The following is a 22279-nucleotide window of genomic DNA, read 5'->3' on the forward strand; positions in this document are numbered from 1 at the left end:
GAACGGTCTCTCACACCGTTCCGGGAGCCAAAGTTTTCACAGTTCTCAGTTCTCGATCCGGTCGAGGATGATCTCGGTCAGTTCGGCGGCGTTCTGTTCGGGGATCCAGTGGTTGGCGTGTTCGAGGATCCGGAGCCGGAAGTCGGCGTCGACGTAGTCTCCGGCCAGCTCGGCGCCGCGGCGCGCCAACGCGGTGTCGCCTGCGCCCCACACGTGAGTGGTCGGCACGGTGATGCGGCGCGCCAGAGCGCCGGGGCGGCCGAACGGAAGCGCGCGATACCAGTTCAGGCCGCCGGTCAGTGCCCCCGAGTCGATGATCTGCCGGTGGGTGTCGGCGATCATCTGATCGTCCATGCCGGTCGAGGCGAGCATGCGGTCGAAGAACTCGGGTTTCCGGGCGATCAGCAGCTCCGGCAGGCGGGGCGGTTGGAAGGCGGCCATGTACCAGGAGCGGCGGAGCTGGTCGCTCTGCAGCATCGATTTCAGGAAGGCCGCGGGATGCGGCACCGAGACGGTGGTGAGCGTGGCGACCAGGTCCGGTCGCGTGGCGGTCAGCATCCACGCCACCTGCGCTCCCCAGTCGTGGCCGACCAGATGCACCTGCCGCGCATCGGACTGGATGATGAGGGACTCGATGTCGGAGACGAGTTCGCCGATGCGGTACTCGACTCGCCTGCGCGGACGGGCGCGGGGAGAGTAGCCGCGCTGGTCCGGCGCGATGGTGCGGTAGCCCCGCTGATTCAATCGCTCCGATACTCCGGTCCACGACTGCGAGGTCTGCGGAAAGCCGTGCAGCAGAACGACTGTGCCGTTGTCGGCGGTGCCCGCGTCGGCGACGTCGAAGGTGAAGCCGGCTCGCGAAAAGGTCTCCATGACTGCTCCCGAGGCAAGCCGCGGAAATTTACGTAACCGCGGGTAACGGAAAAACTCTCTCTGCCGAACGCTATGTGGTGCCCGAGGCCCGGTCAAGGGTTCGTTCACCGGTCCGCACACTCCGGTGCTGCCTATCGTGGACCCATGACTGCACCGGACCTGACGTCGTTGATCGAGTCGCTGCCCCGCGGGATGGTGATCACCGACCCCGACGTGCTGAGCGCCTATCGATACGACCGCGCCAACGACCCGGACGCGGGGACACCGGCAGCGCTGGTGCGGCCGATGACGACCGAGCACGTGCAGACGGCGGTCAGATGGGCGGCGGCCCACGACGTGCCGATCATCACCCGGGGCGCTGGGACGAGCCTGTCGGGAGGATCGACCGCGGTCGACGGCGCGTTGACGATCTCGACCGAGAAGATGCGGCAGCTCACCGTCGACACCGCGACCCGCACCGCCGTCACCCAACCGGGAATGCTGAATGCCGAGGTGAAGGCGGCCGCGGCCGAGAAGGGGCTCTGGTATCCGCCGGACCCGTCGTCGTTCGAGATCTGCAGCATCGGCGGCAACGTCGCGACCAACGCCGGTGGGCTGTGCTGCGTGAAGTACGGGGTCACCACCGATTATGTGCTGGGCCTGGAAGTGGTCCTGGCCGACGGCCGGGCGCTCCGGCTCGGCGGCAAGCAGTTGAAGGACTCCGCGGGCCTGCCACTGACCAAGCTGTTCGTCGGCAGCGAGGGCCTGCTCGGCATCGTCACCGAGGTGACACTGCGACTGCTGCCGCCACAGGCTCCGGCCTGCACCGTCGTGGGCTCGTTCGGGTCGGTCCGGGCGGCCGTCGAGGCGGTGCTGGCGGTGACGTCCCAGATCCGGCCGGCGATGCTCGAGTTCATGGACGGCGTCTCGATCAACGCCGTCGAAGACATGCTGAAGATGGGCCTCGATCGCGAGGCGGGCGCCCTGCTGGTGGCGCAGTCGGACGCGCCGGGACCCGCCGGTGCGGCGGAGGTGGCGCTGATCGAGGAGGCCTTCGGCGCCTGCGGGGCCGCCGAGGTCTTCGCCACGTCGGATCCGGTCGAGTCGGAGGCGTTCACGGCCGCGCGGCGTGCGGCGATCCCCGCGGTGGAGCGGATCGGCGCGCTGCTGCTCGAGGACGTCGGCGTGCCGCTGCCCGCCCTGCCGGATCTGATCGACGGCGTCGGCGCCATCGCAGCCGAGAACGACGTGCTGATCTCGGTGATCGCCCACGCGGGTGACGGGAACACCCATCCGCTGATCGTTCACGACCCCGCCGACGCCGAGGAGACCGCCCGCGCCAACCGCGCCTTCGGCCAGATCATGGACCTCGCCATCTCGCTCGGCGGCACCATCACCGGCGAACACGGTGTGGGCCGGCTCAAGAAGGGATGGCTTCGCGACCAGGTGGGCGACGACGTCATGGACCTGATGGAGATGATCAAGTCGGCCGTCGATCCGAAGGGGCTCTTGAACCCCGGCGTGATGCTCTCGTAGCGCCATCAGTCGACTTACGGTGAGCGTGTCCGGGAGGCGTTCGTCAAGCCCGCGTGAACATGGACACAGACCTCGAAGCGGGTTCGGGGAAAGCTCTCGGCACCGGGTAATGTCCGTCTGTCTCGGTGGCCTCCCCAATTGATCGCCACCCATTGGTGCGGCCCTGCCCCGGGGTCGGTAGACGTTGCGAAAAGGTGTGGTGAGAACGCTCGAATGACCACTTCGGTGACTGATCGTGCGACCGGATTCGAAGCCGAGCTGCGGAACGCTTTCACCGCCGACGGGCTGGTGCTGGACGCGGACCTCGACGCGCGACAGTATCGATGCGCCCGCGGCCAGATCGGTGCCCTGATGGGGGAGATCCCGCCGGGGGCGTACATCGCCCTGCTGATGCGGTTCCCCGCTCTGACCCTCGCCGGGCTGGTGGGTCACGCGGCGCTGCGGACCGACCCGAAGGACCACTACTGGCCGGACTTCTGGGATGCCATCGGCCGCGACCGGGATCCGGCGTTCGAGACGGTGGTCGGACAGCTGATCGGCGACCTGCTGCGCGAATGCGGGCTCCGCGACGTGCCGTCGCTGCGCGAGAGCTCGGTGGTGCCGCTGCTGAAGCTCCACGCGGGTCCGACCGTGCCGACGGTGGACGCGCTCGTGGGGGTGATCGAGGATCATGTGGCAGCCGGGCACGAGCCCACCGGCGTCGCCGTTCTCGAACGCCTCACCGAGCAGGGCTTCGAGCACCGGCGCCGCGCCCTGCCCGCCGACTATCGCGTGCTGCTGCAGCATGCCCCCGAGGTGGCCGTCGGTCTTCTCAATCGCCTGTGCGAACTTCTGCTCGCGACGGTCGTGCATCCGGACACCTGGACGCCGGACGCGATCACTCCGGGCACCGCGGATCTCCCGCGGGCGATGCTCGAATCGGTGCTCGACCGAGTGCGGCGCACTCCCTTCCTGAACGACGATGCCGCCGCGCGCGACCTGTGCCGCCACCGCGCGCCCGACCTCCGCTTCGACGCGATCGACGGCGAGGTGCGGATCGTGGTTCCCGCGCGGGACGACGCCGCGGTGTGGCGGGTGTGGACCGGCGACGCCCCGGAGGAACTCGCGGTTCCGGCCGGTGAGGCGATCGCACTTCCGATCGGCGTCGCGGTGCGCGAGAGCGTCCTGATCCGGCTCGACACCGGCGTGCGACGCTCGGTACCTCTGTTCGATCCCGCCGACCCGATCATCGTGTTCGCCGACGACGGCCGTCGCATCTCGCGGTTCGAGTCGCTGCCGGCGGGAGAGGTGCTCGTCCTGATGCCGCGCGACGCCGACCTGGTCTCGGGCACACGGAGGAAGATCGCCGTGACCGATACCGTGCCCGCCCCGTGGGAGGGCTGGGAACTGCGGACCGTCGACCTTGCCGGGCACACCGAACTGACCCTGAAACGCGATGGAAGAGCCGGGCGCACGCGCCGGATCCTGCCGGTGGAGTCGCCGGCCTACGCGCTCCCGGAGCCGATCGCGGGCGTCACCACGGCAGACGGCGATCCCGTCTACGGCGAACGCCCGCTGGTGGATCTGCCCGCGCACGACGGAGACGACACCAAGGAGTGGCGGGTGCGCGTGCGGCGAGCGGGCGACCTGGACTGGCTGATCGACTATCCGTGGGCCGCTGCCGATTACGTGACCTCGGCCGACCCGTTCGACGGTCTCGAGGAACCCCTGGTGGGACGGTTCGAGATCGCCGCCGGCGACTCGTACGGACTCGATCGGCGACTGACGGTGGTGCTCGCCGAAGGGCTCGAGGTGACCCATGATCCCGTCGTCCGACTGCCGCAGGCCGACGGACTCGCGGAATCGGTGAGCGAACTCGTCGCCGAGACCGGACTCAAGATCGACGAGGGCGAACTGGCGTTCGGTCCCGGTGACACCGAACGCGTCGCGACCGTCCATGCGGGCGACGACGATCTGCCGCTGCTGATCCGTCCGCCGCACGCCGAGATCCGCTTCGAGCATCCGGGCCACCCATCGGCCTGGCAGACCTCACTGCCGACGATCGGAGTCGACGACGCCGGTGCCGGTCGTCTCACCGTCCGGGTGCCCGGCGCCGTGGACGTGTCGTTCGCGCTGCTGGACGGGGACGGCGACATCGTCCGCGAATGGGCGGCCGACTCCCGCGCGGGCACTGAGTTCACCCTCGCGGCCAGGTCGGTCGTCGACGCCGCCAAACGGCTTCTGCGGGGCAGCCTCGTCGCGTTGATCGAGGATGAGCACGGAGATTCCGGGGAGGCGGAGGTAGCCCGCGTGGCGCGCTCGGCGTCCACCTCTCAGGCGCCGGTGGCGGACTCCGCAGCCGGCGCCGACGCCCTCACCGCCGAATGGCTGCGTCTGGACACCGTCCAGGCCGCGGAGGTGGCGGCGCCCGCCCCCGATGCGGCACCGATCGAGGCGGTCGGGGCTCCGGCCGATGAGTTGTTGACCGCGGACCCCACCGCCTCGCTCATCGCCCTCGGCGACAGCCCGGTGGCGCCCTCGCGCATCCCGGCGCTGCTGATCCGGTCGGGACTGGCCGAGCGCGTGTTCACCGCACCCGAGCCGTACGACGGCGCCCACCCGAACCCGTACGTCAGCTGCCTCCTCGCGACCTCGGCCATCGTCGACCCGGCCAGTCCGCAGCGCGACGAGTTGCAGTCCTACCTGGCCACACGCGGCGGCGACGATCTGCTCCGGGTGATCGCGACCGGCCGCATGGAGGACCCGCGGACCGGTGTCTTCGACCGGAACGTGCTGGCCGTCGACGCGATGGCACGGGCGCAGGTGGAGTCGCTGTTCGAACGTTTCCGCATCGTTCCCGGCCCGCTGGTCGATCTCGACATGCGGACCGCGGCGACCATCGAGGCCTTCCATCGCCGCGCCGAGTGGATGACCGATCCGGTCAGCCTGGAGGCGCCGCGGTACGTGAACAAGACGCTGCGCGATGTACGCCGCGCCTCGCCCGAACTGTACGACCTGATCGCCGCGCGCAACGAGGCGCTCGACGGCGTCGACACGATCAGCAATCCCTGGATGCTGCTCTCGATGCAATCGCTGGCGTTCGCGGCCATCGGGCGCCTGCAGGCGTACGGCCGGCTCAAGCAGCCGGTGCTGACCGACGAGGGTCGCGCGATGTGGGCCACGCTGGCCGACTACTGTCCGGCTATGGTGGCCGCCGACCTGCTGATCGCGAATGCGGTGGCGGTGCGTTCGGACGCGCTCGACCGGGTGCGCGCTAAGAAGTGAGTCGTGTGCGGCGAGCGGATCGAATCGATTCGGCGTCCACCCCGGCCTCACGCCGCAGCGCCTTCTGCAGGCCCGACGCGGTCTCGTAGCCGGCCGCGAGCGCTGCGCGGCGGACGGAGGAGCCCGCGCGCAGGCGGTCGATCGCCACGTTGAGCCGGGCGCGGACTCGCCACTGCCGGAACGGGATCCCGGTCTCTGACACGAACAGGCGTTGGACGTGCCGGACGCTCGTTCCGTGCCGGTCGGCGAGTTCGTCGAGCGGCCGTGCCGACAGCGGTGCCTCCACCGCGATCGCGGCCGCCACCGGATGTCGCGGCATCGGCAGGGCGAAGTACGGGCCGCTCAATCCGGCCAGGACCTCCTCGATCGCCTCGCGGAACACCGCGACCTGTTCTGCGGTCGAGGGCGCTGCCCCGAGCACACCGGTCATCACGGCGGTGAGAGCGGGCACCGAGCCGAGCCGATGCACCGGCTCGGGTGGGGTGGTCGTCGGCGACAGCAGCGGGCCCAGGACCAGACTGCCGGGGGAGTAGCGCGCCGAATGCGGAAGGTCGGCCGCCAGCCACACGGCCTCCTGGTCCGCGAGCAATACCTGCTCACCGGCGACGTCGAGTGTCGCCGAACCAGCCGCGACGTAGATGAGGTGCGGGAGGTGGTGGCTGTGCGTTCCGTGCCCCAGGAACTTCGGAGCGGCGCCGGGGACCAGGGTCGCGAGGCGGCTCGGTACGCGTTCGGCCATCGTTCACACCTCTCATCGTGTCGGCGACCGGCATGTCAGGTTGGTCGGCAGATCGTGTCACGTCCGGACCGAATCCGGTCGTTCGGTCCATTAGCTTAGTCTTGCCTAATAAGATGTGCGCGCTGGGCCGTCTCCCGTGCGCCGAACCGAGATGGTGGAAGTGATGCTCAGATCTCGTGCACTGCCTGCGACGATGCTGGCCGTGGTCGCCGTGCTGACCCTGGCGCTCGGGGGCTGTTCGACGTCCGGGGGCGATGCGTCTGGACAGACTCGTGCGGTCAAGACGTCCCAGGGCGAGGTGGACGTCCCGGTGGCACCGAAGCGGGTGGTGCTGCTCAACTACGCCCTGGCCGGCTATCTCTTCGATATGGACGTCCCGGTGGTTGCGACGACCCCCGAGGTGACCGACGGCAAGCACGAGTTCAACGCCGCGTGGGCCGAGAAGGCGCAGAAGGCGGGCACGACCTTCCTCCCCTGGAGCAACGACGGATTCGACATGGAGTCGATCCTGGAGGCCGAACCCGATCTCATCGTCGCAGGTGGTCTCGGATTTCCGCTCAAGCACGCCACCGCGGCGTACCCGGAACTCAGCAAGATCGCGCCGACCGTCGTGGTGAGCGGAGATCTGACCGAGTGGCGCGACCAATACGAGTTCCTCGCCGACGACGTCTTCAACCGGCCGGAGAAGTTCGCCGAGGCCTCGGCGGCCTACGACAAGCGAGTCGCCGAAGTCCGCGACGAGATCACCGTCCCCGAGGGTGAGATCACCTTCCTGTCGCTCACCGCGGCGGGAGACGTGTACGTGCCCATCGAGACGCGCGGGCTGCCCGCCGAGTTCGCGAAGCTCGGCTTCCGTCCCGCACCGCTGTTCGCGACGGGCCGGTTCCAGCCGTACACCCCGGGCGGCGACAGCTTCGCGCTCTCGACCGAACAGGTGGGCCAGTGGATCAATCAGGACACGGTGTTCGTCCTGGGCTTCAACGCCGACGTCACCTCCGTCGCCGAACTCGCCAAGCAGCCGATCTACGCGGCACTGCCGGCCTTCCAGAAGAAGCAGGCACACGACCTTCCGTACTGGGTGCAACGCAGCGACTACCACGAGGCGATGGCGATGCTCGACATCGTCGAGGGCATGTTCGGCGGAGCGGGTCCGGGACAGGAGCACTGATGACTCAGTCGCGGCTCACACCGCTGCCGATCATCCTGCGACGGCTGGTCGTGGAGTCCAACGAGCTCGTCAACCCGCGGCTGCGGCGCGTGCGGCTCGGCGGCGAGGAACTGGGGGCCTTCGAGCGTGACGGTGTCCTCTTTCCGGCCTTCGCCAGCCCCGGGTTCGACGACCATGTGAAGCTGATCTTCGCACCGGGCGGCGACATCGCCGACGCGCTGCCGGTGCAGCGCGCGCACGGTATCGAGTGGACGGCGTCGCCGGTGCGCGAGTCGCGCGACTACACGCCGGTCGAGGTGGACGCGGACGCGGGCACCATCGCATTCGATTTCGTCGTTCACAGCGATTCGGGGGACCGATCGGCGGCGGGGCCCGCCGAGGCCTGGGCGGCCGCCGCGCGACCCGGTGACGACCTTGGATCGTGGGGCCCAAGTCGTCCACGGTGGTGCCGCCGAATGCGACATGGACGCTGATGGTCGCAGACGAGACCGGTTTGCCCGCAGTACGCCGATTCCTCACGGAACGACCGGTGCCGGGGCCGGTCCGAGCCGTCCTCGCCGTCGCCGACCCCGTCGCACAGCAGGTCCTTCCCGTCGGCCCGGACGACGAGATCACCTGGGTGTGCGCTGAACCGGGCGATGGCGCCGCTCTGGCCGATGCCGTCGCGGGGATCGTGCCGCTCGACGGTGCCCCCTACATCTGGGGTGCCGGGGAGAGCCGCAGCCTGCTGCCGATCCGCAAGTACGTCAAGCGAGAGCTCGCGGTGCCCAAACGGGACGTCGACATCACCGGATACTGGCATCTGCGCGAGCTCGTCCCGGAGCAGGCCGCCGCGGACGACGGCGCGCCGACCGCCGGACCGGCGGTTGTGGAATCGCCGGTGACCTGGTTCGCGGTCCGAGCGGCCCTGCGACTGGGACTCATCGAGGCGGTGGACGCCGGTCGCATCGGTCGCGCAGGACTCGCGCGACGTCTCGGCATTCCGGATGAGCGGCTCGCCCCGCTCCTCGACCTGCTCATCGCGTGCCGGGTGCTGAGCGCCGCCGGGACGGCGCTGACAGTCGGGGAGAGAGGCGACGTTCTCCTCACCGACGATCATGCGCGCGAGCAGTTCGACGGCGTACGCGCCGAGCAGATCCTGGCGCTGACCGAGCTGGCTGAGTGTCTGCCGGCGGCTGAGCCGGCGTGGCGCCGCCGCACCGGCACGAGTTTCGCTCGGTTCGCCGCGTCGGACGCGGCTGTGTACGCCGAACTCATCGAGGACGCCGAGCGCCTGCAGTTCCTGATCCCCGCGCTTGCGGCGCTGTCCGCGCTGTGGACCGGATCGCCGGTCTTCTTCGGGCCCGGCGCCGTCACCCTCGCGCAGGGATTGCGGACGGCGGGCGCGATCGGACCCGGTGCGGTGCCCACCGTCGTCGCTCAGGGCGCGCCACGCGCCGTCCTCGAGGAGGCCGCGGGTGCCGGGGACATCCTGTTCACCGACGACTGGCCGAGGGCTCAGACGGCGATTGCGGCGTGCGCGCTGGCGCACTGCGAGGACGAGGAGGCGGTGGCGCTGCTAGCGGCTCCGCGGCCCGCGGTGCGCAGGCTGGTGATCGTCGAATCCACTTCTCCGGACGCGCTGAGTCCGCGCGTCGCCGAGGACGCAGTTCTCTCGCTGGCCCTCGTCGGACGAGCACCGCGCGACCGCGAGCAACTCGGTCGCCTCGCGCGCGATGCGGGCTGGCGGGTCGTCGACGAGGCCGCGCTGGGGTGGGGAGTCTCGGCGCTCGTGTGTGAGCCCGCGGAGTGAACAGCGGCACCGAGACGGCCGTGCGGCCGGATCAGGGCCGGCGGCAACCCACGGAGCGCCGGATCGGCGGACGCATGGCGGCGCTGATCGCAGTGGCCGCCGTGCTGGTCTTCATCTGCGGTCTCAGTCTCGCCGTCGGTTCAGCGGCACTGCCGCTCTCGACCGTGTGGGCAGCGCTGACCGACCGCGATCAGTCCATCGACCACATCACCGTCATGGACGTGCGCCTGCCGCGCACACTGCTCGGACTGCTCGTCGGAGCGGCGCTGGGAGTGGCGGGCGCATTGATGCAGGCAGTCGGCCGTAACCCGCTCGCCGATCCCGGGATTCTCGGCGTCAACGCCGGCGCGGGCCTCGCGGTCGCCGTCGGCGTGGCGTACCTCGGATTGACGACCATCTCCGAGTTCGTGTGGCTCGGCATGGTCGGCGCCGTGGTGGCGGCGGTTCTGGTGGCCGCGATCGCCGCGCGCGGTCCCGGCGGAGCCACGCCACTGCGGCTGACGCTCGTCGGGGTCGCGTTGACCGCGGTCCTCAACGGACTGAGTCTGAGCCTCTCGCTGGTGAATCCCAGCCGCTTCGAGCGCATGCGGTTCTGGGGTGTCGGCAGTATCACCGACCGGCCCCCGGGCACGGTGGAGTTCGTCGCGCCGTTCATCGTCGCCGGACTCGTCCTTGCCCTCGCTGCGTCACGTTCGCTGAACGTGCTGGCTCTCGGCGATGACGTGGCGCGGTCGGTCGGCGCCCGGCTCGGGCTCACGCGGGCCGCGGCGGTGGTCTCGCTGGTCCTCCTGTGCGGCGCGGCCACGGCGGCGGCCGGACCGATCGCGTTCGTCGGACTCATGGTGCCGCATGCGGTCCGGATGCTGGTCGGTGCCGACCAACGGTGGGTGATCGCATTCTCTGCGCTGGCGGGCCCGGTGCTCGTGCTGGCGGCGGACCTGTTCGGCCGAGTGGTGGTGCGGCCTGAAGAACTGGAGGTCGGGATCGTCACGCCCCTGTTCGGCGCACCGGTTCTGATCTGGCTCGTCCGACGGACGCGACGTCTATGAGCGCGCACCGGACGGTGGAGGTGCTCGCCGGGCCGATCGGTCTGCGCGTGACCCGGCGCGCCGTCGTGGTCAACTCGGCACTTCTGATCCTCATCGGGGCCCTGCTGGTCGGCGCCCTGGTTCTCGGGCGCAGCGGCCTCGGCTTCGACGACCTGCTCGCGCTCATGCGCGGCGAGGGGTCGAGGAAGCAGGAACTCGTGTTCTCCTGGCGGGCGCCGAGAGCTCTGGCGTCGGTTCTCTTCGGCGCCTGTCTGGGGATCAGCGGCGCGATGTTCCAGGCCATCACCCGCAACGCGCTCGGCAGTCCGGATGTGATCGGCATCAACTCAGGTGCCTACACCGGAGTGATCGTGGTGTTGATGGCCGGCGGCTCCGGATATGCGGCCACCGCGGCCGGGGCGGTCGTCGGATGCACACTGGCCGCACTGACAGTCTTCGTCCTCGCGTACAGGCAGGGAATGGCCGGATTCCGGTTGATCGTGGTCGGCATCGCCGTCAGTGCGGTGCTCACCTCGGTCAATCACTGGTTCAGCGTGCGCGCCGACCTCGACGAGGCGCTGCAGGCGGCGATCTGGGGTGCGGGAAGTCTGGGCGGGATCACGTGGACTCCGCTCGTCGCGACACTGTGCGCGGTCGCGCTCATGCTTCCGGTTCTGCCGGTGATCGCGCACCGCATGCGGGAACTGGAACTGGGTGACGACGTGGCCGCCGCGCAGGGAGTGGATGTCGAACGCACCAAGCTCCTGATGGTTCTGGTCGGGGTGTTCAGCACCGCGATCGTCACTGCGGTCGCCGGGCCGATCGCCTTCATCGCACTCGCCGCTCCGCAGATCGCGCGCCGGCTGTGCCGCGCACCGTCGCTCAGTCTGACCGGATCGGCGCTGGTCGGCGCCGTGGTGCTCGCGGCATCCGATCTGATCGCGCAGTATCTGCTCGCCGGCGCGCGTCCGCCGGTCGGCGTGGTCACCGTCACCGTCGGCGGCTTGTACCTCATCTGGCTGCTGCTGCGCGAGTCGGCGCGCTGAGACGGTGACTGCGCTGATCGTGTCGAGGTCTTGTCGGTACGCTGACCGAGTGCCTGACGACGACCGCGCCGGGAGCGCGCCGACCGTGATCGGTGTGCTCGGACCGGTGACGATCGACGGCCGTGAGGTGCCCGGCCAACGTGCCCGGCGGTTGCTCGTGGCCCTGACGCTGGCCGAGGGCCGAGCGGTGCCGGCCGCCCGCCTGATCGACGAGGTGTGGGGCGATCAGCCGCCCAAATCGCCGGGTCCGGCTCTGCACACGCAGGTCTCCCGCCTGCGCGGGCTGCTCGGCGGCGCGAGTCTGGACGGCACCGGAAGCCGGTACCGGCTCACCGGCGTGGTCACCGATCTGGAGCGGGCCCGGCGACTGGCCGCGGCCGGTCGGCCGGATGCCGCGCTCGCTCTCTGGCGCGGCACGCCCGGCGACGACCTCGGCGGGGGCGACCTCGCGCGCGAACTCGCCGACCTGGCCGACGGGGTGCGCCGGCGGATCGACGAGGCGGCGGCGGAGGCCGCACTCGCGACCGGTGACTACGCCGTCGCCGAAGAACTCGCCAGAGAACGGGTGAACGCCGATCGACTCGACGAACCCGGCTATCTGCTGCTGATGCGTGCGCTGGCCGGCCGCGGACGCCGGAACGAGGCGCTCGCGGTGTTCGCCCGGCTCCGGCGCACCCTGGCCGAAGAACTGGGCGTCGACCCCGGACCGGAGGCGACGGCACTGAACGCGGACCTGCTGGCCGCGCAGCCGCCGACCGTGGCCGTGCCGCGGCGCAGGCCGACCGGCGCGCGGGTGGGACTGCGCGAGGACGGCAACGTGCTGATCGGGCGGGCCGACGACCTCGCCGCGCTGGAGAGCCTGCTGTCCGATCGGAGGGTGGTGACCGTGCAGGGGCCGGGCGGCGTCGGGAAGACGAGGATCGCCAATGCGGTCGGCCGTCGCCTGAGCGAGCGCGGGACCGCCGTGTACTTCGTCCCGCTCGCCGCCGTCCGCAACGGTGACGACGTGGTCGCGGCGGTGGCCGCGACCCTCGGCGTCGGTGAGTCGGAGCTCGGCAGCAATGCCCGGCCGCGCGTCGTGTCCGGCAGTTTGTCGGACCGGTTGACCGACGCGCTGCGCGGTGGTGAGTCGGTCCTGATCCTGGACAACTGTGAGCAGGTGATCGACGCGTGCGCGGCACTGGTCGACTCGCTGATCGCCGCGGAGCCGGGTGTGCGTGTGCTCACCACGAGCCGGTCTCCGCTGCTGATTCCGGCCGAGCAGGTGTATCAGCTCCCCGTGCTCGGAGTCGCCGGCGATCGTTCTCCGGCCGCCGAACTGTTCGCCCTGCGCGCTCGTGCGGTACGCCCCGACGTGGAGCTCCAACCGTCGACCGTCGCGGCACTCTGCGAACATCTCGACGGGCTGCCGCTCGCGATCGAGCTCGCCGCGGCGCGTGTGCGGACCATGAGCGTGGAGGACATCGCCGAGCGCATCGCCGAACGGTTCGAGCTGCTCCGCTCCACCGACCGGACGGCACCGGACCGCCACCGCACGCTGTATGCCGTCATCGACTGGAGCTGGGAACTGCTGGACCCGGGCGCCCGTGCGGCTCTGGCGCGGCTGTGCCTGTTCCCCGGCGGATTCTCACGCGAGGCCGCGGCAGTGGTCACCGGTACCAGCGGCATCGCGCTCGACGACGCATTGGCCTCGCTCGCCGACCAGTCACTTCTGCAGGTGGACGACGCCGGCGGTCGTGCCCGGTTCCGGATGCTCGAGATGGTCCGTGAGTTCGGTGAGCAGCGACTCACCGAGACGGGAGCGACGGGCGAGGTGGTCGACGCGATGCAGCGGTGGGCCCGCGAGCTCTGCCGCGACATCCGCGCCCGATACGACGTCGAGGCCGATCGCGACCTGGCGGCCGAAGTGGACCGCGAGGCCGACAACCTCGTCTGGGTGCTGCGGCGGGCCGTGGAACTCGGCGCGCCCGCGTGGCCGACGATCGTCACGGTGTTCCCGGTGCTGAGCGCATTCTGGTCGAGCCGCGGGCTGCATCAGGAGGTGCAGTCGTGGGGTGAGCGGATCGTCGACGCGTTGCCCGTGCCGCCGTCCGATCTCGACGACGCCGAGCGCGAAGCGTGGCAGGTGACGCTGATCGCCGCGGCCCTGCACTTCATTCCGCGCCGGCGTCAGCGGTCGACGGCCCGAGTCCGCACTCGGCTGCGTCGGCTGCATCGCCCGGAGCACACATTCGACGATCCCGCGGAGTTCCTCTCGGCGCTGCTGATGAGCCGCACCATGATCGAGGTGTACCGGACGATCGTGCGCGGCTCTGCTCCCGGCCACGCGGCGGTGGTGCGCGCCATCGCCCTGACCCTGCTGCTCAATATGAAGGAGAACGGCGGAGACCTGGTCGGTGCGCTGCGGATCAGCGCTCAGCTCACGGAGTTCCCCGCTCGGCCGGACTCGTTCGCCGCGGCGATGGTGGACATGAGCACTGCGAGTCTCTACAGCCAGCAGGGTCTGTGGCGCGAGGGTCTGCGCCTGTACGAAGGCAGTCTCAGACGCTTCCGCGAACTCGGAGCCCAGGACGACGCCCAGCAGGTGGGCGCGTACGTCGTCGCGGCGTTACTGCAGCTCGGGGAGTTCGATCGGGCGCGCGGGCAACTCGACGCCATCGCGCACGGCTGGGAGCCGGGCGTCCCGACGCCGCAGGGCGACCCCGAGGCCGTCGCGGTGATGATGCTCGCGACTGCCGAGTACCGGCGGATGACGGGCGACCGATCGCGGTCGGCATATGAGGAGGCGGGTGATGTGCTGCTCGCGGGGCACCCGCTGGCCACCCGCGATCCCGGTGCGGTGATGACGCTCAGCGCGGTGGCCGCGGGATTGATACAGATCGGAGCCTGCGAGGCCGCAGAACGCTACGTCGCGCCCTTCGCGGACTCGCTCGGCGCCACCATCGCCGAACTCGGATGGTACGACCTTCCGCAGACAGGAAACGTGGCGCTGGTGAGCGGCGCACTGCTGTGCGCACTGCGGCCCGGCGACGAACGCGGGGTGGCACTGCTGGTGCTCGCCGAGCGGCTGCACGCACGACGCGACTATCCCGCGATGCAGGAGTTGATGGAACGCCGGCGCGAGGTGTCGGGCGCCGCCGACGAGGTGTGGGATCGTGCCCGGGCGCGATTAGGCGGTCTGGGACGCCAAGCGGCCCTCGCCGAGACCGTGAAGATCCTCGGCGAGGGCCGCGACTGACGGCTGTTCGATCGGCTCAGCGCGCGTTGCGGATGTATGCCCGCACGGCCAGCGGGGCGAACACCGCGGTGATGACCGCGGCACCGATCAGGCTCCACAGCACATGCGAACCGACGTGCCCGTCGTTGCACATCTCGCGGACCGCCGTCACCAGGTGGCTCACTGGATTGACGTTGACGAATCCCTGCAGCCAGCCCGGCATGGTCTCCACCGGCACGAACGCGTTCGACATGAAGGTCAGCGGGAACATGATCAGCATCGACACGCCCTGCACGGCCGACGCCTTCTTCACCAGGCAGCCCATCAAGGCGAAGATCCACGACACCGCGAAGCTGCACACCAGAACCAGCAGGGTGGAGCCGAGGACGCCGAGGGCGTCGGGTCGCCAGCCCATCGCGATGCCTACCGCGAACGTGATGACGGTGGCGATGAGATACCGGACGACGTCGGCGAGCAGTGCGCCGGCGAGGGGACTGATCCGCGCGATCGGCAGCGATCGGAAGCGGTCGAAGACGCCCTTGTTCATGTCTTCGCGGAGCTGCGTGCCGGTGACGATCGACGTCACGATCACAGTCTGCACCAGGATTCCCGGAATGATGACCGGGAGGTAGCTCTTGGTGTCGCCGCTGATCGCGCCGCCGAATATGTAGGTGAACATCAACGTGAAGATGATCGGTTGCAGCACCACGTCGAAGAACTGCTCCGGATTGCGGAGCATCTTGATGATGCTGCGGCGGGCCAGGGAGAACGACTGGCTCACGGTCTCGCCGAAGCCGATGGAGCGCTTCGCCTGCGTCCGGACCTGTTCGATGCTGATCGCGGTCCGGGGAGAGGGAGGGGTCAGGGTGGTGGTCATCGGAGTGCCTCCTCGGCGTCGGTTTCGGTGCGCGGGTCGGACTCATCGGATTCGGAGTGCCCGGTGATCGTGAGGAAGACCTCGTCGAGGGTGGGCTTGGAGACGGTGATCTCGTCGATCTCGATCTGCTCGTCGCGCAGGGCGAGCAGGACGTCGGGCACGCGGTCGGGATGGTGCAGTGCCACGGTGATGCGACCGGCCTCGGGGCTGAGGGTCGCGGACTCGCCGAGGACCCGCTCGGCGAGTCGGGCCACGTGCGCGGCGTCGTCACGATCGGCCGGCGTGAGCATCAGGGTGCTCGAGCCGATGGACTGCTTGAGTTCGTCCGCGGTTCCGTCGGCGATCACCAGACCGCGGTCGATGACGGCGATCCGATCGGCGAGCTGATCGGCCTCGTCGAGGTACTGCGTGGTGAGCAGGACCGTGGAACCCTGTGCGACGAGCTTGCGGATGGTCTCCCACATCTGCGCGCGCGTGCGCGGATCCAGTCCGGTGGTCGGCTCGTCCAGGAACAGCAGCGGTGGAGTGTCGATCAGGGACGCCGCGAGGTCCAGACGCCGGCGCATGCCGCCGGAGAAGTCGCTCAGCGGACGGTTCGCGGCCTCCTCCAGTGAGAAGTCGGCGAGCAGTTCCTCGGCACGGCTGCGCGCCTGAGCCTTCGACTTGCCGAGAAGCCGGGCGAACAGCGTGAGGTTCTGCGCTGCGGTCAGGTCTTCGTCGACCGACGCGTATTGACCGGTGACGCCGATCAGCGACCGCACCGCGACCGGATCCTCGACCACGTCGTAGCCGAAGATCCGGCCGTATCCGGCGTCGGGCTTCAGGAGGGTCGCCAGCATGCTGACGGTGGTGGTCTTGCCCGCACCGTTGGGACCGAGGACCCCATAGACCGTGCCTGCGGGCACCGCGAGGTCGACGCCGTTGACGGCTTTCGTCGACCCGAAGTGCTTGACCAGACCTCGGGCGTCGATGGCGAGATCGGAGTCACGCCCGGTTGAAGCGCTCGACCGGGGGAGCGTTGAGGAGTATGTGTTCATGCCGGAAACCATGCGCCCGTGCGCTTTCACGGCGCTGTCGTCGGCTTACACCGGCCGCGCGCCGCTTACGCGGCCTCCGATTCGGGCACGCCGAGCAGCGGTTGCACCCGTGCCGGGATGGAGTACCCGGACTGCCACGGGTACCGGCCGTCGTCGTCGGGCCAGACGAGTTGTATCGCATCGAACCGGGCGCCGTAGACGACCCGCGTGAGCCGCAGAGCTCCGGCGTCGATGACGTCGATCGCACGGAACCGGACCGGGCGGCGCAACCGCGCGGGTACGTCGGACCCCGGGCCGAAGCCAGGGTCGGCGACCACCGCCCGTGCCGCGTGGTCGAGCAGGATCCCGGCGAGATCCGGCGGGAGCCCGGTCATCACCAGTTCCGGGCGTCCGTGCTCGGTCAGCCCGGTGGTGTAGGTCAGGGGCGGGTTGGCGGCGTCACCGAGCACGCCGGTCACCGACCAGCGTCCCTCCGCGATGAGCGCGAGGGCGTCGCCGACCAGATCGTCCGCGCCGTCGCACCGTGGGTCGAACTCACACATGACATCCTCCTGACCGATTCGATCATTTGTTCGATTGGTGGTGTCACTGTACGACGCGGGTCCGACAGAAGTCGGCTTCAAGAGAAAGCGGCGAGGTGCGCCGGGCGAGTCGCGCCCGGCCGACCCCGTTCGGGCGCGGCGCCTAGACTGGGTGCGTGCCAGGCCGAATCCCCGATCGCGACATCGCCGCGATCCGTGAGCAGACGCGCATCGAAGACGTGGTCGGAGACTATGTCACGCTGCGCAGGGCCGGCGCGGACCGCATGACCGGGTTGTGCCCGTTCCACGATGAGAAGACACCGTCGTTCCACGTCCGGCCTCATCACGGGCACTTCCACTGCTTCGGGTGCGGCGAGGGCGGCGACGTCTACACGTTCCTGCAGAAGCAGGAGCACGTCAGTTTCGTCGAAGCCGTCGAACAGCTGGCGGACCGGATCGGTTACACCATCAACTACGAGGGCGGCGGCACCGCGATCAAGCGCGACCGCGGCACGCGCGCCCGGCTCGTGGCCGCCAACGCGGCGGCGCAGCAGTTCTACGCCGAACAGCTCGCGACGCCCGAGGCGCAGGTGGCGCGCGACTTCCTCACCGAACGCGGCTTCGACGGCACTGCGGCGGCGCATTTCGGCTGCGGGTACGCCCCCGCCGGGTGGGACACGATGACGAAGGCCCTGCTGAAGCTCGGCTTCCAGTTCTCCGAGCTGGAAGCCGCCGGGCTGTCGAAGCAGGGCCGCAAAGGGCCCATCGATCGGTTCCATCGGCGTCTGCTGTGGCCCATCCGCAATCTCGGCGGCGATGTCATCGGGTTCGGCGCGCGCAAGCTCTTCGACGACGACAACCTCGGCAAGTACATGAACACGCCCGAGACCATGCTGTACAAGAAGTCGCAGGTGCTGTTCGGACTCGACCTGGCCAAGCGTGACATCGCCAAGGGCCACCAGGTCGTGATCGTCGAGGGCTACACCGACGTCATGGCGATGCACATGGCCGGTGTCACCACGGCCGTGGCCTCTTGCGGCACGGCGTTCGGAGAGGACCATCTGGCACTGATCCGCCGGCTGATGATGGACGACTCGTACTTCCGCGGCGAGGTGATCTACACCTTCGACGGCGACGACGCCGGTCAGGCCGCGGCGCTGAAGGCCTTCGAGGGGGAGCAGTCCATCGCCGGTCAGACCTTCGTGGCCGTCGCGCCCGACGGTATGGATCCGTGCGAGCTCCGACAATCTGCCGGCGATCCGGCGTTGCGCGATCTCATCGCCCGGCGCATCCCGATGTTCCAGTTCGCGATCAAGTCGTTGATCGCCCAGCAGAACCTCGACACCGCGGAGGGCCGCGTGGCGGCCCTGCGGGAGACGGTGCCGGTGGTGGCGAGGATCCGCGACGTCGCGCTGCGGGACGAATACGCGCGCCAGCTCGCCGGGTGGGTCGGCTGGGACGATGTGGCCCAGGTTCTCTCGCGCGTGCGCGCCGAGGCCAAGCGACACGGTGGCCGGCGCGGCGCGAACGCGCGGCAGCGGAACTCGCGCACCCGGCCCGAGGCGATGTCGCCGCCGCCGACCGCGCGACCGCTGCCGAACGACCCGCGGCTCTGGCACCAGCGCGAAGCGCTCAAGGCGGCGCTTCAGTATCCCGCCATCGCGGGCACGGTCTTCGATTCCCTGCCCGGCGAGTGCTTCACCGATCCCTCGTACCTGGCTGTCCGCGAGGCGATAGCGGCGGCCGGGGGAGCGGCGAGCGGTCTCGGCGGCGCCGCCTGGGTGGACGCCGTCCATCACGGCGTGATCGACGACCCCGCGGTGGCTCCGCTCGTCACCGAGCTGGCGGTGGAGCCGCTCCCGGTCGAGGACGACCGTGTGCCGCAGTACATCTCGAGCGTCCTGGCGCGGTCGCAGGAGATCTGGGTCGGCTCTCAGATCGCCGACATCAAATCGAAGCTGCGCCGGATGTCGCCCGCCGGGGACCCCGACGGCTACAACGCGCTCTTCGGCGACCTCGTGGCGCTCGAAGCGTATCGGCGCAGTCTGCTCGAGCAGGCCTTCGACGCCGGAGCGGACGCGGTCTGAGCGGTTCGGCCGCGGCGTCCATCGGCGGGTTCTCCCCAGCATCGTCTGCGGTGCGTCGTAAGGTGATTCTCTGCTGACGGACGCCCTCGTCCCGGCGGAAAGGGTAAGCGCATGACGCAGGTGATGAGGAGCTCGGTGCGCGAGCTGACGACTCGCGGCGTGATCCTCGGTGGTCTCATCACCCTGGTCTTCACCGCGGCCAACGTCTACCTCGGACTCAAGGTCGGTCTCACGTTCGCCACAGCGATTCCGGCGGCGGTCATCTCGATGTCGGTACTGCGCTATTTCCGCGATCACACGATCGTGGAGAACAACATCGTGCAGACCATCGCGTCGGCGGCGGGCACGCTCTCGGCCATCATCTTCGTCCTGCCCGGTCTCATCATGATCGGCTGGTGGACCGGCTTTCCGTACTGGATGACCGTCGCGGTCTGCGCGATCGGCGGCATCCTCGGCGTCATGTACTCGATCCCGCTGCGGCGCGCGCTCGTCACCGGCTCTGATCTGCCGTATCCCGAGGGAGTGGCGGCCGCGGAGGTCCTGAAGGTCGGCGACTCGTCCGGGCGCGACCCCGACGCCGTCGACCCCAACCGCGGCGGTATGCGAGCGATCGTTCTCGGTGCGGTGGGCGCCGCGTTCTTCTCCCTGCTCGGTTCGCTGAAGCTGATCGCCTCCGAGGTCGCGGTCGCGTTCCGTGTCGGCTCGGGCGCGACGATGGTGGGTGCCAGCCTGTCGATGGCGCTGATCGGCGTCGGCCACCTGGTCGGCATCGGGGTCGGTATCGCGATGCTCGTCGGCCTGGTGATCTCTTTCTTCGTCATCCTTCCGACGCGGACATGGGACGCCATTCCCTCCGGCGATCTGCTCGACGGTGTGAACAGCGTCTTCAGCGCCGACGTGCGGATGGTGGGCGCCGGCGCGATCGCGGTCGCGGCCGTGTGGACGCTGCTGACCGTCATCGGCCCGATCCTGCGCGGCATCGTGGCGGCCGCGGCCAGCGCACGCAAGCGCAGGTCGGGCGAGAGCGTCGACGTGACCGAACGCGACATCCCGATCCAGTACGTCGGCCTGACGATCATCGTCGCGCTCATCCCGATCGGATGGCTTCTCTGGGACTTCATGAAGGGGACCGCGCTGGTCGGGAGCGCCACCGGCATCCTGATCGTCACGATCATCTTCGTCTTCGTGATCGGCCTCGTCGTGGCCGCCGTGTGCGGATACATGGCGGGCCTGATCGGATCGTCGAACAGCCCGATCTCCGGTGTCGGCGTGCTGGTGGTCCTGTGCGCGGCACTGCTGATCAAGGTGACGCACGGCCCCGCCGACAGCACGAGTCAGACCGAGGCGCTCATCGCGTACACGCTGTTCACCTCGTCGGTGGTGTTCGGTGTCGCGACCATCTCCAACGACAACCTGCAGGATCTCAAGACCGGTCAACTCGTCGGCGCCACGCCGTGGAAGCAGCAGGTCGCGCTCATCATCGGCGTGCTCTTCGGATCCGCCGTGATCCCGCCGATCCTGGGACTGATGAACAACGCCTTCGGTTTCCAGGGCGCCCCGAACGCCACGGAGAACGCCCTGGCCGCCCCGCAGGCCGCACTGCTCTCGACACTGGCGAAGGGCGTCTTCGGCGGCGACCTCAACTGGGCCCTGATCGGCCTCGGCGCGGCGATCGGCGCCGGCGTCATCGTGGTCGACGAGGTGCTCAAGCGGACCACCTCGAACCTCAAGCTGCCACCGCTGGCCGTCGGTATGGGCATGTACCTGCCGATGTCGCTCACGCTCATCATTCCGATCGGTGCCTTCATCGGTCTGGCGTACGACAAGTGGGCGCTGCGCGACCCGATCGGCGGCGAACGGAAGAAGCGGCTCGGCGTGCTCCTCGCGACCGGCCTGATCGTCGGCGAGAGCCTCTACGGCGTCGTCTTCGCCGGCATCGTCGCCGGCACCGGAGACGACTCGCCGCTGGCGATCGTCGGCGACGGACTCGGCAACTGGATGCAGGTGATCGGCGTCGTGGTATTCGCCGTGATGCTCACGGCGATGTACAGCTACGTGAAGCGGATCGGTTCCGACGACGGGCCCGCCGCCACTGCGGTGCAGAGCAAGAAGTAGGCGGAGGGTAATCTCTGTCCTCGGGCCGATTCGGCTCAGGGGCGATAGCTCAGTCGGTTAGAGCCGCTGACTCATAATCAGCTGGTCGCGGGTTCGAGCCCCGCTCGCCCCACTGAAACACCCCTGCGTCCGTCAACATCCCTGCTCCCGCCGACCGCCCCGCTCAGGCCCGGGTCACCCCGATCGACGGCAGGAAGAAGTACGAGGTCCGGCCGCGTCGCACGGTGCCGTAGACGGCGCACACCACGACGCCCTGGCCGGTGTCGACCAGACCTCCGCGAACGCCGTTCGACGGGATCACGCGCAGCGCTCGTTTGAGGCGAGAGACCGTGCCGGCGTACATCACCGGCGGAATCGGTGCGGACTTCACACGCTTGGAGACCGCGTCGATCACCGTGTCCGTGAGTCCGCCGAGCGGCGCGCCGAGCCCACCGCGCAGCGTGGTGACGTTGAACCAAGCGACGTGGACGCCGGACTTGTCGCCGAAGTCGGCGAACACGCCCACGGGCAGGAAACCGTAGAGGATCTCGCCGCCGCGCACCGCGTTCACGCTGACGTTCGCAATGGTGAGGTTGCCGATTCCCGGGGTGTACGGACCGGCCACGGCGCCGCCGACCGCGACCGGAAAGGTGAGGTCGGTGCTGAGCCCGACGGTCGGCGTGAACGTGGTGATGCCGAGTTGGCGCAGCAGCCGGTTGGCGGCTTCCACACCGTCCACCGGAACCGGGGCGGACTGTGCCTGAATCGGGCTGGTGAAGGTGCGCGCGGTCGCCAGCGCTCGGGCTCCCGGCACTGCGAGGGCGTCGGTGGCGGAGGCCGCGGCCCGGCCGACCAGTGCGGTCGACTGCTGTGCGATGCCCGTGACGCTCCGTCTCCCACGGTCTGCTAACGAAGTCACACGTGAACGGTACAACGCTCATTGGCACAATCGGCGGATCGAGCGTCGAATGCATCGCCGGTCACAGGGGATCGAGTCGGCCATGCGCTCCGGGCATGGCAC

At 69.6% G+C, this 22279-nt stretch carries 16 protein-coding genes and 1 tRNA gene; 11 read left to right on the plus strand and 6 right to left on the minus strand.

The features are described from left to right. Nucleotides 1–45: 45 nt before the first annotated feature. Nucleotides 46–873, minus strand: a complete 828-nt coding sequence (locus tag Y710_RS04745) for an alpha/beta fold hydrolase (protein ID WP_062366589.1) — start codon at nt 871–873, stop codon at nt 46–48. A gap of 144 nt (nt 874–1017) precedes the next feature. Here Y710_RS04745 and Y710_RS04750 point away from each other — a divergent pair, with 144 nt between their 5' ends. Then, nucleotides 1018–2388, plus strand: a complete 1371-nt coding sequence (locus Y710_RS04750) for an FAD-binding oxidoreductase (RefSeq protein ID WP_062366591.1) — start codon at nt 1018–1020, stop codon at nt 2386–2388. Nucleotides 2389–2613: 225 nt separating this feature from the next. Further along, nucleotides 2614–5652, plus strand: a complete 3039-nt coding sequence (locus tag Y710_RS04755) for a hypothetical protein (protein WP_231875677.1) — start codon at nt 2614–2616, stop codon at nt 5650–5652. Here Y710_RS04755 and Y710_RS04760 read toward each other — a convergent pair. Beyond that, nucleotides 5642–6391, minus strand: a complete 750-nt coding sequence (locus tag Y710_RS04760; RefSeq protein WP_062366595.1) for a helix-turn-helix domain-containing protein — start codon at nt 6389–6391, stop codon at nt 5642–5644. The two genes, Y710_RS04755 and Y710_RS04760, sit on opposite strands and share 11 nt — an antisense overlap. 163 nt (nt 6392–6554) lie before the next feature. On the opposite strand from Y710_RS04760, the gene Y710_RS04765 reads away from it, so the two are divergent. Genes Y710_RS04765 through Y710_RS04790 form a run of 6 tightly spaced genes read left to right on the plus strand, consistent with a single transcriptional unit; the run spans nt 6555 to nt 14663 of the window. Continuing rightward, on the plus strand, nt 6555–7559 hold the full coding sequence (locus Y710_RS04765; protein WP_006897821.1) for an ABC transporter substrate-binding protein: 1005 nt from the start codon (nt 6555–6557) through the stop codon (nt 7557–7559). Beyond that, nucleotides 7559–8032 (plus strand): siderophore-interacting protein, encoded by a 474-nt coding sequence (locus Y710_RS04770; RefSeq protein WP_052692453.1) that lies wholly within the window; start codon nt 7559–7561, stop codon nt 8030–8032. The genes Y710_RS04765 and Y710_RS04770 overlap by 1 nt, the downstream gene beginning before the upstream one ends. Then, nucleotides 7981–9351, plus strand: coding sequence for a siderophore-interacting protein (locus tag Y710_RS04775; protein ID WP_197462912.1), 1371 nt, complete (start codon nt 7981–7983; stop codon nt 9349–9351). Before Y710_RS04770 ends, Y710_RS04775 begins: the two co-directional genes overlap by 52 nt. Further along, nucleotides 9348–10400, plus strand: coding sequence for an iron chelate uptake ABC transporter family permease subunit (locus Y710_RS04780; RefSeq protein ID WP_062366599.1), 1053 nt, complete (start codon nt 9348–9350; stop codon nt 10398–10400). The genes Y710_RS04775 and Y710_RS04780 overlap by 4 nt, the downstream gene beginning before the upstream one ends. Continuing rightward, nucleotides 10397–11425, plus strand: coding sequence for a FecCD family ABC transporter permease (locus Y710_RS04785; protein ID WP_006897818.1), 1029 nt, complete (start codon nt 10397–10399; stop codon nt 11423–11425). The genes Y710_RS04780 and Y710_RS04785 overlap by 4 nt, the downstream gene beginning before the upstream one ends. 49 nt (nt 11426–11474) lie before the next feature. After that, the gene (locus Y710_RS04790; RefSeq protein WP_062366601.1) at nt 11475–14663 is read left to right on the plus strand and encodes an ATP-binding protein; all 3189 of its coding nucleotides are present in this window, start codon (nt 11475–11477) and stop codon (nt 14661–14663) included. Nucleotides 14664–14679: 16 nt separating this feature from the next. On the opposite strand, the gene Y710_RS04795 is transcribed toward Y710_RS04790, so the two are convergent. The 3 genes from Y710_RS04795 to Y710_RS04805 form a co-directional block, all read right to left on the minus strand. After that, on the minus strand, nt 14680–15519 hold the full coding sequence (locus Y710_RS04795; RefSeq protein WP_006897816.1) for an ABC transporter permease: 840 nt from the start codon (nt 15517–15519) through the stop codon (nt 14680–14682). Then, nucleotides 15516–16556, minus strand: a complete 1041-nt coding sequence (locus Y710_RS04800) for an ATP-binding cassette domain-containing protein (protein ID WP_062366756.1) — start codon at nt 16554–16556, stop codon at nt 15516–15518. Before Y710_RS04800 ends, Y710_RS04795 begins: the two co-directional genes overlap by 4 nt. Nucleotides 16557–16621: 65 nt before the next feature. Then, on the minus strand, nt 16622–17098 hold the full coding sequence (locus Y710_RS04805) for a DUF4262 domain-containing protein (protein ID WP_006897814.1): 477 nt from the start codon (nt 17096–17098) through the stop codon (nt 16622–16624). 155 nt (nt 17099–17253) lie between these two features. Between Y710_RS04805 and dnaG the strand changes: the two genes are divergently transcribed. The 3 genes from dnaG to Y710_RS04820 all read left to right on the plus strand — a co-directional run bounded on the left by dnaG (nt 17254) and on the right by Y710_RS04820 (nt 21391). Further along, the gene (dnaG, locus tag Y710_RS04810; RefSeq protein ID WP_006897813.1) at nt 17254–19164 is read left to right on the plus strand and encodes a DNA primase; all 1911 of its coding nucleotides are present in this window, start codon (nt 17254–17256) and stop codon (nt 19162–19164) included. Nucleotides 19165–19275: 111 nt separating this feature from the next. Further along, nucleotides 19276–21279: an OPT family oligopeptide transporter gene (locus tag Y710_RS04815; protein WP_045539753.1), complete on the plus strand. Its 2004-nt coding sequence runs from the start codon at nt 19276–19278 to the stop codon at nt 21277–21279. A gap of 38 nt (nt 21280–21317) precedes the next feature. Next, nucleotides 21318–21391, plus strand: a tRNA-Ile gene (locus Y710_RS04820). Nucleotides 21392–21442: 51 nt separating this feature from the next. On the opposite strand, the gene Y710_RS04825 is transcribed toward Y710_RS04820, so the two are convergent. After that, a complete protein-coding gene (locus tag Y710_RS04825; RefSeq protein WP_039866923.1) occupies nt 21443–22177 on the minus strand; it encodes a hypothetical protein in 735 nt (244 codons plus the stop codon). Nucleotides 22178–22279 lie beyond the last annotated feature (102 nt).

The organism is Gordonia sp. QH-12 (genome assembly GCF_001578675.1).
Classification (GTDB): Bacteria; Actinomycetota; Actinomycetes; order Mycobacteriales; family Mycobacteriaceae; genus Gordonia; species Gordonia sihwensis.

Bases quoted from the DNA above. Each gene is read 5' to 3' on its own strand.
- Y710_RS04745 (WP_062366589.1), bottom strand. From the start codon at position 873: ATGGAGACCTTTTCGCGAGCCGGCTTCACCTTCGACGTCGCCGACGCG.
- Y710_RS04750 (WP_062366591.1), top strand. From the start codon at position 1,018: ATGACTGCACCGGACCTGACGTCGTTGATCGAGTCGCTGCCCCGCGGG.
- Y710_RS04760 (WP_062366595.1), bottom strand. From the start codon at position 6,391: ATGGCCGAACGCGTACCGAGCCGCCTCGCGACCCTGGTCCCCGGCGCC.
- Y710_RS04765 (WP_006897821.1), top strand. From the start codon at position 6,555: ATGCTCAGATCTCGTGCACTGCCTGCGACGATGCTGGCCGTGGTCGCC.
- Y710_RS04770 (WP_052692453.1), top strand. From the start codon at position 7,559: ATGACTCAGTCGCGGCTCACACCGCTGCCGATCATCCTGCGACGGCTG.
- Y710_RS04785 (WP_006897818.1), top strand. From the start codon at position 10,397: ATGAGCGCGCACCGGACGGTGGAGGTGCTCGCCGGGCCGATCGGTCTG.
- Y710_RS04795 (WP_006897816.1), bottom strand. From the start codon at position 15,519: ATGACCACCACCCTGACCCCTCCCTCTCCCCGGACCGCGATCAGCATC.
- Y710_RS04800 (WP_062366756.1), bottom strand. From the start codon at position 16,556: ATGAACACATACTCCTCAACGCTCCCCCGGTCGAGCGCTTCAACCGGG.
- Y710_RS04805 (WP_006897814.1), bottom strand. From the start codon at position 17,098: ATGTGTGAGTTCGACCCACGGTGCGACGGCGCGGACGATCTGGTCGGC.
- Y710_RS04815 (WP_045539753.1), top strand. From the start codon at position 19,276: ATGACGCAGGTGATGAGGAGCTCGGTGCGCGAGCTGACGACTCGCGGC.